Here is a 13,618-nt window from a genome sequence, read left to right as displayed (position 1 = left end):
CACACAACTTTTGGTGTTGTGCAAATAAGTGTGTATCTTTGCACAAACTTTTTATTATTGTGCAAATGATTGAAATACCAAGTTTTAACGAACTTATAGAAAAGAGCATCGTCAACAATTGGGATAAGGATGCTCTTACCGATTTTAAAGGCGCAACTTTACAGTATCATGATGTAGCTCGCAAGATTGAAAAGCTCCACATTATGTTTGAAAGTAGTGGTGTGCAGCGTGGTGACAAAATTGCGCTCTGCGGACGTAATAGCTCCAATTGGGCTGTAGCTTTCCTCGCAACACTTACCTACGGCGCTGTAGCTGTTCCTATTCTTCATGAGTTCACAGCCGATCAGATTCACAACATTGTAAATCATAGCGAAGCAAAGTTGCTCTTCGTTGGTGACTATGTTGCTACAATCATCGACCAAACAAAGATGCCCGATCTTGAAGGCATTATCTACATCCCCGACTATTCGCTCGTTGTGTCTCGTACTGATAAGCTTACTTATGCTCGCGAACATCTTAACGCCATGTTCGGTGAGAAATATCCTAAGTTCTTCCGTAAGGAGCACGTACACTATTACAGAGAGCAAAGCCCAGAGGAGTTGGCGCTTATCAATTACACTTCTGGCACTACCGGTTTCTCTAAGGGTGTTATGATTCCGTACCGCGCAATGTGGAGCAACTACGACTTTGCTATGACTGCCGTGGCCAAGCACATTAAGAAGGGCGATAATGTCATCAGTATTCTCCCTATGGCGCACATGTATGGCATGGCGTTCGAATTCCTCTTCGAATTCCTCTTCGGATGTCACGTGTTCTACCTTACACGCGTTCCTTCTCCGGCTATCATCGCTGCAGCCTTTGCAGAAGTAAAGCCAGCAATCATCATTGCTGTACCTTTGGTTATCGAGAAGATTATCCGCAAAAAGGTGCTGCCTAAGCTTCAGACCAATCGCATGCGTCTGTTGCTCAACATGCCGTTTGTAAACAAGAAGGTTTTCGAGAAGATTCGCGAGCAGGTTGTAAATGCGTTCGGTGGCAAGTTCTATGAGATTATCGTTGGCGGTGCTGCTTTCAACCAGGAAGTAGAGCAGTTCTTGCAGCGTATTGAATTCCCGTATACTGTTGGTTACGGCGCTACCGAGTGTGCTCCTATTATATGCTATGCAGATTGTCACGACTTTGTTGCAGGTTCGTGCGGCAAGCCTGTTGTACACATGGAGGTTAAGATTGACAGCCCGGATCCGCAGAATGTACCTGGCGAGATTCTTGCTCGTGGTCTTAACGTAATGCTCGGATACTTCAAGAACGAAGAGGCTACAGCACAGACACTCGATGCAGATGGCTGGTATCATACCGGCGACCTCGGTCTTATGGACGCAGACGGCAATGTATTTATTAAGGGACGCTCAAAGAATATGCTTCTCGGTGCTTCTGGTCAGAACATCTATCCGGAGGAGATTGAGGATAAGCTCAACTCGCTGAATATGGTTAACGAGTGCATTGTCGTTCAACGTGGCGAGAAACTTGTTGGTCTTGTTTACCCTGACTTCGACGAGGCTGCTACAATGCAGCTCAACGACTCCGACCTTGAGAACATCATGGAGGAGAACCGCCAGGAGCTCAATGCTTCACAACCACCCTACTGCCGTCTTGCTGCTATTGAGATTGTGAAAGAGGAGTTTGAGAAGACACCTAAGAAGAGCATCAAGCGCTACTTGTACAAGTAGTGCTAATGCTTGTAAGCAAGGACATTTAGAATAATACTTTATAAGTTTTAAAGCACGCACTCCGTGCTTTTACAATAAAAAAAAGGATAATTATGAAAGCTGTTTAAATATTACAGCAATCATAATTATCCTTATTTATTATGCCATTATCGATTATTTCTTTTCAACCGGAACTGCATACCAATCGCCGGTTTCCTTTACAAGCTTGCGTCCGAAGCTTGCCGGATAACCAGGACGTGTTACAGACTGGAGCAACTTGCCGTCTTTCTCCTTCTTTACAGCCATGTCGTTGTACTTGACAATGATACGTGTAGCAAGATGCTTCCAGCTGGCAAGCATCTCATCAGCCTTTGTATTGCTGTAGTTGTTCAGGAGTTTCAAAGCTGCAGCCTTATCTGTCTGATACAAGTCGGCAGCCTGCTTCTCTATTGAAGTTTGATTTGCGAAGTAGCTTGTTTCGAGCGAATCGCGAACTGCCTTAAGTTCCGGGAACAACTGCGAATAGCGTGGATAGACCATATTGCTCACCATGTTGCAAAGCCAGAAAGCGTTGTCAGAACTGAATGTAACAGCATCAGCACCCTTCGTGTTGTAGCATGCTGGCTGAACAGTATTGCCGCAATATACCGGTGTATACGCTACCATGTTTGCATCGTCATTGCCGAACCACAATACTCCACCGATTTCGCGTGGCAACCATGAACGCAACTGCGACACAAATGTGAAAGCAGTCTGCTGCGTAGAGATAGGACGCTCGTTGAAATACTGCTTGCCATCAACGGTGAAAGTCAAAGGAGTCGGGCGATAAGGCATCTCATAGATACCGCCACCAATGCTTGTTGTGTCGAGTGCAAGAGCTGTACCTTCATAATGGTCGCGCATGCCGTTCTCTACATCAGCCACAGAAAGCTTACGGTTAGGAACAATCCACAAAGGCATGTCCTCTGCATCCTTATCCTTACCTAAAGCCCAAGGCAAGTAGCGGTCGAAGTCGTCAGCATAGTGATTGAAGAAGCTCCAAACACGTGCGTCGCAGAAACGACGACCAGAGAAGTCTGGGAATGCGTATGTATTCTTCCACGAGAAGTCAGAATCCTTACCATTGAACCATCCCATCTTACGAGCGTAAGAGATTACATTCTTTGAGTAAAGCACGTTCTTCTTGTCCTTCATGTTGAACTTGCCGATACGGCTTTGGTTTGCATGTGCACAAATAGCATCATCAGGTATGCGCATTGCTACCCAAACAACGCCTTTTGAACCTGCACCCGTACCCTGCATCTCCATAATCCAAGCTTCGTTTGGGTCGCAGATAGAGAAAGTTTCGCCTTCCGAGTTATAACCATACTTCTCTACAAGAGAAGTCATTACGCTGATTGCCTCACGTGCAGTCTTTGCGCGTTGCAAAGTTACGTAAATAAGCGATCCGTAATCAAGAATTCCAGTTGAATCGACCATCTCCTCACGACCGCCATACGTGGTCTCGCCGATTGAAAGCTGAAACTCGTTGATATTACCTATAACGTTATAAGTAACTGGCGCTTCCTCAATCTCTCCATGATACACGCCAGAATCCCAATCGTAAATCTGGCGCATTGAGCCCTTTGGGTGAGTGCCTGCCGGATAATGGCAAAGATGACCGAACATACCGTAATCGTCAGCATTGTAAGACACCATGACCGAACCGTCAACACTCGCCTTCTTACCTACAATGAGATTAGAGCAAGCGAATGCTCCGCTTGAAGCAAGGAGCATTGCTGCTGAAAGAATTAATGATTTCATAGGCTTCGCTATATTTAATCGCAAGCCTTGAAGCTCATGTCAAGACCCTTTACCGAGTGAGTAAGAGCACCAACTGAGATGAAGTCAACACCACACTCTGCATAGTCGCGGATTGTATCGAAAGTGATACCACCACTCGACTCCGTCTCAAACTTTCCGCCAACGATATCAACAGCCTTCTTTGTGTCAGCTACAGAGAAGTTGTCGAGCATGATACGGTTGATGCCACCGCAATTCATCGCCTCTGCAAGCTCGTCGAAGTTGCGCACCTCAATTTCAATCTTAAGGTCGAGACCCTTCTCCTTGAGATACTCATGGCAACGTGTGATAGCGTTTGTGATGCCACCACAGAAGTCAATATGATTGTCTTTCAGAAGAATCATATCGAATAGACCGATACGATGGTTCATGCCACCGCCAATCTTCACAGCCTGCTTCTCGAGCATACGCAGACCAGGAGTTGTCTTGCGTGTATCAAGCACGTGAGTCTTTGTGCCCTTCAGACGCTCAACATATTTGTTTGTCATTGTAGCGATGCCGCTCATACGCTGCATAATGTTGAGCATGAGGCGCTCTGTCTGGAGCAGAGAACGAACCTTAGCAGTAACAACCATTGCAATGTCGCCCTTCTTCACAGGTGTGCCATCGTTGATAAGCACCTCTACCTGCATAGTAGGATCGAACTTTGCGAACACGCGCTTTGCTACCTCTACACCAGCAAGGATTCCATCCTCCTTAATGAGAAGGTGCGATTTGCCCATAGCGTCCTCAGGAATACAACACAAGGTTGTGTGGTCGCCATCACCTATGTCTTCTGCAAATGCCAAATCGATAAGTCGATCTTCTAATTCGTTTACGCTTAACATAATCTTTTAATTTTAGTTTGTTATTATATTAGTATATTATTGTCTTTGAAAGCCTGCAGTCCATATTCTGTCTCCTTTAAATAAATGGTTCCTCCAAGCCATGTTGTGAATGCAATCTCTTTTTCAAGTTCGAACACCCGCTTAACAACCGCATTCTCTATCTCCACCACTCCATTCGTAATTGTGCTATCAGCACTAACTACTCGGTTGGCTGCATAAAGTTTGCCCATAACCGCAACAAATTATTTTGTTTGCTTTAGCAATAACGGCTTAGCTGGTTTCTTTATAACCAAGCTATCCTTACCTTTTCGCTTCAACGAGTCGGTTTTATTGCCCTCAGCAGATTCGTTGTTGTCCGACGATTCCGAGGGTTTTGTGTGCATACGAATCAACTTGATATTCGTAATGAGCAACATCTTCAATGTCGTTTTTGAAGTCAGATCCTGGTTCTGCGTATTGTTGTGCACCCAGAAACCCTTTATGTTCTTAATCTTCAGACGACCCGTATTGTTAATCTGCAGATGGTAGTGAGTGCTCGACATGAGCGAGTTGCTGACTTCCTCAACTGAATCGTTGCCGTAGGTCACAGCAAGTACCGCAGAACCATCCCTAACACCATCCTGATAGATAAACTTTGTGTCGAAGTCGAGCATAATCTTATCGCCTTCATGATAAGAAGTGTCGGCCTTTACCTCAAAAGTCTTACGGTTGAATGCAGAATAGGGCGAGAGAATCATAGTAGGTGACAACTGCCAAACGTTGGTTGTGTCGGAATTGCTGACATCCTCGCCGAAATTCAACTGCGATCCGCCATAGATAGCCGACTCGTTGTTAAGTCTTTCCGCAACCTTATCGTATACGTCCTCAAGAAGTTTTGTATGACGCGTATAATATACCAACGATGAGTCGAAATCTGCCTGACTCACCTTATGCTTCTTCAATATATATGCCAAGTAAGCACGCATGGTAACTGTGTCGCCAGTAGCCTGCACGTTCTGTATACCCTCCGCAATATGATAGTCGTACATGATGTCCGCCATCTTGTCCGACTTCAGATATTTGCGCGGTATACCAGGCTTACAGCTTACGATGCCCAACACAGACACGATTACTATGACGTAATATATAACTCTTTGCATTATGATTGTTATTTGTTAGAGAACAAAACTTCCAACTGTTTTCTGTAGAACAGCAACAAAGCCACAACTCCGACGCTGATACATGCGTCAGCGAAGTTGAAGACTGGAGAGAAGAACACATATTCTGAGCCTCCGAAATACGGAACCCACTCAGGCCATGTTGTCTGAATAATCGGAAAGTAGAACATATCTACCACCTTGCCGTGAAGGAATGAAGAATATCCCTCGCCGAACGGAACAAATTGAGATACGGTGAATGGTGTTGAAGCGTCGAATATAAGACCATAGAAAAGGCAGTCAATCAAGTTACCGGCAGCTCCAGCAAGCACCATTGCGATTAACACGATATATCCTAAAGGTGCCACATTTTTCTTGATAATCTTAGCAAGATAATAGCCAATAAAGCCTATAGCAAAGAGACGAAAGAGGCTGAGTACGAGTTTATTAATGAACTTCATACCATAAGCCATTCCGTTATTCTCAATAAATTCGATATAGAACCAATCTGTCACTCGCTTAGCTTCGCCGAGTGTCATATTGGTCTTCACTTCAATTTTAATGATTTGGTCGATAAGCAGTATAGCCACTACAATAGCTACTGCCATCCAAGCTTTAAATGTTTTGTTGTTCCGTATCATCGATTATTAAAAAATATGGGAGTGTACCAAGTTCGTGCATACATTATTATATATATATATATGCAGACTTGATACACTCACAATTTGTAGTATCTACTACTTTTTACGTGCATTTTTAGATTCGACACTAAGTGTAGCATGAGGTACGACGCGAAGACGTTCCTTCGGAATGAGTTCGCCAGTAATGCGGTCGATGCCATAAGTCTTGTTCTCCACACGCACCAAAGCAGCCTCAAGTCCTTGGATGAACTTCTGCTGACGGTTTGCCATCTGCGCAATCTCTTCTTTCGACTGCGAAGCGCTACCCTCTTCAAGAGCCTTATATGTTGGAGACGTATCTTCTATGCCATTGCCGTCTGTGTTACGCAACTGGTCCATCATCGAGTTGAAATCGCGACGGGCGAGTCGTAACTTTTCATTTATTATCGCGCGGAACTCCTCAAGCTCCTCGTCCGAGTAACGTGTCTTTTCTGCCATGATTGATAGGGTTTAGTAAGATTGAATATTAGAGTTATTTAAGTAGAGGGCGTGTTGCGATGAACACGCCCTCTTGTGTTTGTTATGTATTAGTTCTTAACGATCTTCACGTTGAGCTTGAAGTCGTCGATTTCAACCTCTACTCCGTCGTTCTCAGCGACATTGATGTCGAGAGCGAGCACCTGCGACTTGATGTAATCGGCATAGCCAGCGATAGCTTTTTCGATGCGCTCGTTGGGCGAAACCGTTACATGAATACGGTCTGTAATCTCAAGACCCGACTCCTTACGGATGTTCTGAATGCGTGAGATGAGCTCACGAGCCATACCCTCGTTGCGGAGTTCGTCAGTAAGCTCAATCTCAAGAGCTACAGTCAAGTTGCCCTCGTTGCTTACGAGCCAGCCCGGGATATCCTCAGAGATGATTTCTACGTCAGCCACCTCAACGGTTACGTCCTGACCTTCAACGTTCACAACGATGCTGCCGTTGCTCTCGAAGAGTGCAATCTGATCCTGATCGAAAGCAGAAACAGCTGCTGCGATGCCCTTCATAAGCTTGCCGAACTTCTTACCCATTGTGCGGAAGTTGCACTTCACCTTCTTCACGAGAACACCGTTGCCCTCTACGAAGCGAAGCTCCTTAACGTTCACCTCGTTCAGAATCAAGTCCTTCACAGCCTCGATGTGGCGGCGCTGCTCCTCGCTTGCTGCCGGAACCATAATAGCCTGCAGCGGCTGGCGCACAGCGATGTTCACCTTCTTGCGCAGAGCGTGAATCATAGAAGTGATGGTCTGCGCCATACCCATACGGCTCTCGAGTTCGCTGTCGATAAGACTCTCGTCAGCTACCGGGAACTTAGCCAAGTGAACCGACTCTGTGCCCTCAAGCTCGTTTACGCCGAGATCGCAGTAGAGCTGATCGGCAAAGAACGGAGCGAACGGAGCGAGCAACTTAGCGACAGTCTTAAGACAAGCATAGAGAGTCTGATAAGCAGCCAGCTTGTCCTTAGACATGTCTGTGCCCCAGAAACGTTTGCGGTTAAGACGAACGTACCAGTTGCTGAGGTCGTTGTTGACGAAGTCGATGATGAGACGACCGGCGCGTGTCGGGTCGTAGCCCTCCATCTCCTTTGTTACATTCTTCACGAGAGTGTTGAGCACAGAGAGCACCCAACGGTCAATCTCCGGACGCTCTGCCACCGGAACAAGCTCTGCCTTAGCGTCGAACTCGTCTACGTTGGCATAGCCGCTGAAGAATGAGTATGTATTATATAATGTGCCGAAGAACTTGCGACGCACCTCGTCAACACCCTTCGGGTCGTACTTGAGGTTGTCCCACGGCTCAGAGTTGGTCATCATGTAGAAGCGAACAGCGTCAGCACCGTACTCCTCAATCTGGTCGAACGGATTGACAGCGTTGCCCAAGTGCTTAGACATCTTGTTGCCCTTTGCGTCGAGCACCAGACCAGACGAGATTACGTTCTTGAACGCAACTGAGTCGAACACCATTGTAGCTATAGCGTGCAATGTGAAGAACCAGCCACGTGTCTGGTCAACGCCCTCGTTGATGAAGTCAGCCGGGAAGAACTTCGGCGGGATAGCCACGCCTTCGTAGTTGCTGTTAACAAGAGCCTTGCGATCCTCCTCTGTGCCGCGCGCCATCTCACCCTCAAACGGATAGTGGAGCTGTGCGTAAGGCATAGAACCAGAGTCGAACCAAACGTCGATGAGGTCGCTCTCGCGGTGCATAGGCTGACCCTCGTCGTTAACGAGTACGATATTGTCTACATACGGACGGTGGAGGTCTACGCGGTCGTAGTTCTCCTTAGAGTAGTCGCCCGGTACGAAGCCTTTGTCCTTAAGCGGGTTAGACGTCATAACGCCGGCAGCCACAGCCTTCTCTATTTCAGCATAAAGCTCTTCGAGCGAACCGATGCACTTCTCGCCACGCTTGTCGTCGCGCCAGATAGGAAGCGGAGTACCCCAGAAGCGTGAACGTGAAAGGTTCCAGTCGTTGAGGTTCTCGAGCCAGTTGCCGAAGCGGCCCGAACCGGTTGATTCCGGCTGCCAATTGATAGTCTTATTGAGTTCAACCATGCGCTCCTTGCAAGCTGTGTCCTTGATGAACCAGCTGTCGAGCGGATAGTAGAGAATCGGCTTGTCTGTACGCCAGCAATGCGGATAGTTGTGTACGTGCTTCTCTGTGCGGAAAGCCTTGCCCTCCTGCTTCAGCTCCATGCAGAGTACCACGTTGAGGTCCTCAGCCTTGTCGGAAGCTGCTTTGTCCCAAACGCCGTCGGCGTTGAACTTCGGGTCGTAAGCGTTCTTAACATAGTCGCCTGCATGATGAGCATAAAGATCCTTGTTAACGCAAGCGTTCAGGAAATTGTTGTCGAGTTCCTCGATAGCGTAGAACTTACCCTGAAGGTCTACCATCGGGCGTGTCTCGCCCTTCTTATTAATAAGGTAGAGCGCCGGGATGTTTGCATCTTTAGCCACCTTGGCGTCGTCGGCACCGAATGTCGGAGCGATATGCACGATACCCGTACCATCGTCTGTAGTAACATAGTCGCCGAGGATTACGCGGAAAGCCTCGCTCTCCATCTCGACGAACTTGTCGCGACCGTCCTCTGAAGCGAACACCTTTTCGGCGTGTGCAGCAGCATAGTCGAGAACGAAAGCCGGAGCCTGGTCGTCAACCTTCTCGCACGGCTTAACCCACGGCATGAGCTGAGCGTAGTGCAAGCCCTCGAGCTCTGTACCCTTCATGCGGTCGATGATGCGCCACGGGCAGAGTTTCTTCTCCTTGTCGAACGGCAGTAACTCGCCTTCTGTGCACTCCTGGTCGGCCTTGAGGTACGACTTAACGAGGTTCTCAGCCATAACGAGTGTTGCAGGCTCGCCGCTGTAGAGGTTGTATGTCTCGACAGCCACGTAGTCGATCTTCGGACCAACGCAGAGAGCCACGTTTGAAGGCAATGTCCACGGAGTTGTAGTCCAAGCTACGAAGTAAGGCTTGCCCCACTTTGTCCACTCTGCCTTCGGGTCCTTGATGAGGAACTGAGCTGTGACGGTCAGGTCCTTAACGTCGCGGTAGCAGCCCGGCTGATTGAGCTCGTGAGAGCTAAGACCGGTACCTGCACCCGGAGAGTACGGCTGGATAGTGTAGCCTTTGAAGAGCAGACCCTTGTTGTAGAGCTGCTTCAGAAGCCACCAAAGTGTCTCGATATACTTGTTGTCGTATGTGATGTAAGGATTGTCGAGGTCGACGAAGTAGCCCATCTCCTCGGTGAGCTTGCGCCACTCGGCTGTGAACATCATTACGTTCTCGCGGCACTTGTGGTTGTACTCCTCTGTAGAGATATACTTCTCCGAATCCTTGTTGTCAATATCCTTCTTTGTAATACCAAGTTCTTTCTCTACGCCAAGCTCAACGGGGAGACCATGTGTATCCCAGCCAGCCTTGCGCGGCACCTGAAAACCGTTCATTGTCTTATAGCGGTTGAAGGTGTCCTTGATTGCACGGGCAAGCACGTGGTGGATGCCCGGGTGTCCGTTCGCCGAAGGAGGACCCTCGAAGAAGATGAATTGTGGACAGCCTTCGCGTTCATCGATAGACTTGTGGAAGACATCAAGCTTCATCCACTTGTCTAAAATCTCTTTGTTTGTTTCAACGAGATTGAAACCTTTGTGTTCAACAAATTTGTTCGACATTTTATATCCGTTTTTATATTTTTCTATTTTAAGTTGCAAAGATACGTAAAATCGCGCATATTACGAGCAAAGTATATTGCATTTTAATTAAATGTTTGAAAAAAATGTTCCATCTGCGGCTATTATCTTACAATATTATTGATATTCTCGGCTCTTAGCGTGGAGTTTTCTGTAGATTAGCGCGAGGTTTTTGATGGCTCTGCCTAAGGTTTGGGGTAGTTCTTCCTAAGCTTTTCAGTTCATCACCATAGAGTTTACGACCGTTCTGCGTACGCAACCCGATCGGACACCGAACGCAATCTGATCGGGCGGCGTACGGAATCTGATCGGACACCGAACGCGATCCGGTCGGACGGCGAACGCTGTACGATGACATGTATTTAGCATTTATAGCGCAAAAAACATGGTTGTGATGCTATAATGCACAATATTTTCAGTAATTTTGCATAGAATAAACAAATCAGTATATATGTCATTAATATTGCCGGAAGGACTTCCTGCTATAGAGAGTCTGAAAGAAGAAAACATATTTATAGAGAATGGTGCTCAGACTGTGGACAGGAGCACACGCAAACTGAGGATAGCTCTTCTCAACATCATGCCGATAAAGGAGACCACCGAGAAAGATTTCGCACGTGTGCTCTCCTACTCGCCGCTCGACATAGAGCTGACGCTCATGAAGTTGAGAACACACACGCCGAAACACGCTTCGCCGGAGCACATGGAGCGCTTCTACACCTATTTCGACGAACTGAAGGACGAGAAGTTCGACGGATTCATTGTGACGGGTGCGCCGATAGAACATCTTGAGTTTGAGGACGTGAGCTACTGGAAGGAACTTTCGGAGATATTCGCTTGGGCTGACGCCAACGTAAAGAGCACGCTCTACATCTGCTGGGCTGCACAAGCCGGACTCTACTATCACTACGGAGTGCCGAAGCATCAGTTGCCGACAAAGAAGTTCGGCATCTTCCGCCAGCAGGTTATGAACCCTACTCTGCCTCTGTTCCGCGGTTTCGACGACACTTTCAACATGCCGCACAGCCGCCATACAGAGGTGCGCCCGGAGGATATACGCATTCACTCTGATCTCGACATCGTAGCCGAGTCGGCGGAGAGCGGAACGAGCATTGTATATGCACATAATGGCAGACAGATATTCATAACTGGACACATGGAGTATGAGCCGTACACGCTCGACAAAGAGTATCGACGCGACAAGGACATTCGCGACGACGTGGATGTGCCGCAGAACTATTATATTAATGACAATCCGGCGAACAAGCCTAACGTGACTTGGCGTGCGCACGCCAATCTGCTGTTCAACAACTGGATAAACTATTATTTGCTATGAATAACGGATTAAGAAAGATAGAACTCTTGGCGCCAGCCAAGAACCTTGAATGTGGCATCGCTGCCATCGACCATGGCGCTGACGCCGTGTATATAGGCGCAGCACAATTCGGCGCTCGCCAGACTGCCGGCAACAGCACGGAGGATATAGCCGAACTGACACGCTATGCGCATCAGTTCGGTGCGGCGGTGTACGTCACGGTGAACACTATCGTCTACGAGAAGGAACTCCAAGCGCTTGAGCACCTGCTGCGACAGCTCGTAGAGATGAGCGTTGACGCCATATTGGTGCAGGACATGGCTGTGCTCGAAATCTACAAGAAGTTGAAGGCTGAATACGTGGCGCGCGGTTATCGCATGCCGGCTTTGCACGCTTCTACGCAGACCGACAACCGCTGCGCCGACAAGGTGGAGTGGCTAAAGGAGAACGGATTCGAGCGCGTGGTATTGGCTCGCGAACTCTCGCTGGAGGAGATAACGAACATACACAAGGCGCATCCCGATGTGGAGCTTGAAGCGTTCGTGCATGGCGCATTGTGCGTGAGCTATTCGGGCGCTTGCTATGCTTCGCAGTATTTCTTCAACCGTAGCGCCAACAGAGGCGAGTGCGCGCAGTTCTGCCGCATGGCGTTCGACCTGAAGGATAGCGACGGCGAGACTCTCATCGAGGACAGCTATCTGCTTTCGCTTAAGGATATGTGCCAGCTCGACCGACTGGGCGATCTGCTCGAAGCGGGTGTCTGCTCGCTGAAGGTTGAGGGCAGACTGAAGGATGCTAACTACGTGAAGAACGTGGTGGCTACTTATAGCGAGGCGCTCAATGCCTACATCGCAAAGCATAGCGACAAATTCTGCCGTTCGTCGTTCGGAAAGTGTAGCTATACGTTCACGCCGGCGCTTGAGAAGACATTCAACCGCGGATTCACGCACTACTTCTTCAACGGACGACAGAAAGATATCTCGTCGTTCAATACGCCGAAGGCTATGGGCGAGTATGTGGGATATGTAAAGGAGATTCGTCGTGGGTCGTTCAACGTGGCGGGCATGGCTATGTTCGCCAACGGCGACGGTCTGTGCTTCTTCAACAGACAGAAGAAGCTGGAAGGTTTCCGCGTAAACCGCGTGGAGAACAACCGCCTCTTCCCTCTCACTATGCCTAAGAATCTGGAGCCGGGCATGGCGCTCTATCGCAATAACGACATCGAGTTTGAGCGTGCCATGCAGGGCAAGACATCTACACGCAAGTTGCAGGTGAGATTCGTTGTGGACGTTGTAGACAGCAAACTGACGTTTACAGCCACGGACGAATGCGGACGCAAGACAAAAGTGGTGTTCAACGAGAATCCAGAAAAGGCTCAGAAGTCGCAACACGACAATATCGTAAAACAGCTTGAAAAGCTCGGCAATACGGCTTGGGAAGCAGAGGATGTCAGAATTCTTAACTCTGCCGACGAGTTCTTCATTCCGTCAAGCAGACTGGCAGCGCTGCGCAGAGAAATGATTGAGGCTTTGGAGAATACAGCTATCCCTACGACAGAGGGTGGTGATAGTCTCCGCAACATCAAGTCGGCAAGCAGTAGTAAAGGAACAACAACAGTAAATGCCGATGCAATCAATATAGCGAACGTTGCCAACCCTATTGCGCAAGCATACTACGCAGCACATGGCGTAAAGAACGCTCCAAAGGCGTTCGAGTTGAACCCTAACTACAAGGCAGGCAGCGCTACGGATGCATCTGCTGTTCCGCCGCTTATGACCTGCCGCTATTGTCTGCGCTATGCTTTGGGCTATTGTGTGAAGAACGGCGGCAAGCGCCCCACATGGCATGAGCCGCTTTATCTTGAAGCAAAGAACGGCATGCGTGTGCGTTTGGCGTTCAATTGCGCGAAATGCCAAATGGAAGTTTACGCTGAATAGTAACTA

At 48.2% G+C, this 13,618-nt stretch carries 10 protein-coding genes; 3 read left to right on the top strand and 7 right to left on the bottom strand.

Features of this window, described 5'->3' with window-relative positions; genetic code table 11:
• The first annotated feature begins 65 nt into the window (after positions 1 to 65).
• Entirely contained in the window at positions 66 to 1,727 is a 1,662-nt protein-coding gene (locus tag KTQ90_RS04440; protein WP_217317338.1) for an AMP-binding protein, read from the top strand.
• 153 nt (positions 1,728 to 1,880) lie between these two features.
• Here KTQ90_RS04440 and KTQ90_RS04435 read toward each other — a convergent pair whose 3' ends face one another.
• The 7 genes from KTQ90_RS04435 to ileS form a co-directional block, all read right to left on the bottom strand.
• Entirely contained in the window at positions 1,881 to 3,509 is a 1,629-nt protein-coding gene (locus KTQ90_RS04435; RefSeq protein ID WP_217317337.1) for a dipeptidase, read from the bottom strand.
• Positions 3,510 to 3,523: 14 nt separating this feature from the next.
• Positions 3,524 to 4,375 carry a carboxylating nicotinate-nucleotide diphosphorylase gene (gene nadC / locus KTQ90_RS04430; RefSeq protein ID WP_022159007.1) on the bottom strand — a complete coding sequence of 284 codons (852 nt, stop codon included), beginning with the start codon at positions 4,373 to 4,375 and terminating at the stop codon, positions 3,524 to 3,526.
• 23 nt (positions 4,376 to 4,398) lie between these two features.
• On the bottom strand, positions 4,399 to 4,605 hold the full coding sequence (locus KTQ90_RS04425; RefSeq protein WP_217317336.1) for a hypothetical protein: 207 nt from the start codon (positions 4,603 to 4,605) through the stop codon (positions 4,399 to 4,401).
• Positions 4,606 to 4,617: 12 nt separating this feature from the next.
• Complete coding sequence (locus KTQ90_RS04420; protein WP_217317335.1) at positions 4,618 to 5,514, bottom strand: DUF4296 domain-containing protein; 897 nt, start codon at positions 5,512 to 5,514, stop codon at positions 4,618 to 4,620.
• Between the two features lie 8 nt (positions 5,515 to 5,522).
• Positions 5,523 to 6,152 carry a lipoprotein signal peptidase gene (locus KTQ90_RS04415; protein WP_217317334.1) on the bottom strand — a complete coding sequence of 210 codons (630 nt, stop codon included), beginning with the start codon at positions 6,150 to 6,152 and terminating at the stop codon, positions 5,523 to 5,525.
• Positions 6,153 to 6,248: 96 nt separating this feature from the next.
• Positions 6,249 to 6,629: a TraR/DksA family transcriptional regulator gene (locus KTQ90_RS04410; protein ID WP_022159003.1), complete on the bottom strand. Its 381-nt coding sequence runs from the start codon at positions 6,627 to 6,629 to the stop codon at positions 6,249 to 6,251.
• An 89-nt stretch (positions 6,630 to 6,718) separates the two neighbouring features.
• Positions 6,719 to 10,342, bottom strand: coding sequence for an isoleucine--tRNA ligase (gene ileS, locus KTQ90_RS04405; protein ID WP_217317333.1), 3,624 nt, complete (start codon positions 10,340 to 10,342; stop codon positions 6,719 to 6,721).
• 469 nt (positions 10,343 to 10,811) lie between these two features.
• Between ileS and KTQ90_RS04400 the strand changes: the two genes are divergently transcribed.
• Together KTQ90_RS04400 and KTQ90_RS04395 are read left to right on the top strand one after the other, a co-directional pair.
• The gene (locus KTQ90_RS04400) at positions 10,812 to 11,696 is read left to right on the top strand and encodes a homoserine O-succinyltransferase (RefSeq protein WP_217317332.1); all 885 of its coding nucleotides are present in this window, start codon (positions 10,812 to 10,814) and stop codon (positions 11,694 to 11,696) included.
• Positions 11,693 to 13,612, top strand: a complete 1,920-nt coding sequence (locus tag KTQ90_RS04395) for a peptidase U32 family protein (protein ID WP_217317331.1) — start codon at positions 11,693 to 11,695, stop codon at positions 13,610 to 13,612. The genes KTQ90_RS04400 and KTQ90_RS04395 overlap by 4 nt, the downstream gene beginning before the upstream one ends.
• The last annotated feature ends 6 nt before the right edge of the window (positions 13,613 to 13,618 follow it).

The sequence above is a fragment of the Leyella stercorea genome (assembly GCF_019052365.1).
GTDB lineage: Bacteria > Bacteroidota > Bacteroidia > Bacteroidales > Bacteroidaceae > Prevotella.
This window is presented reverse-complemented; position numbering and strand designations above follow the sequence as displayed.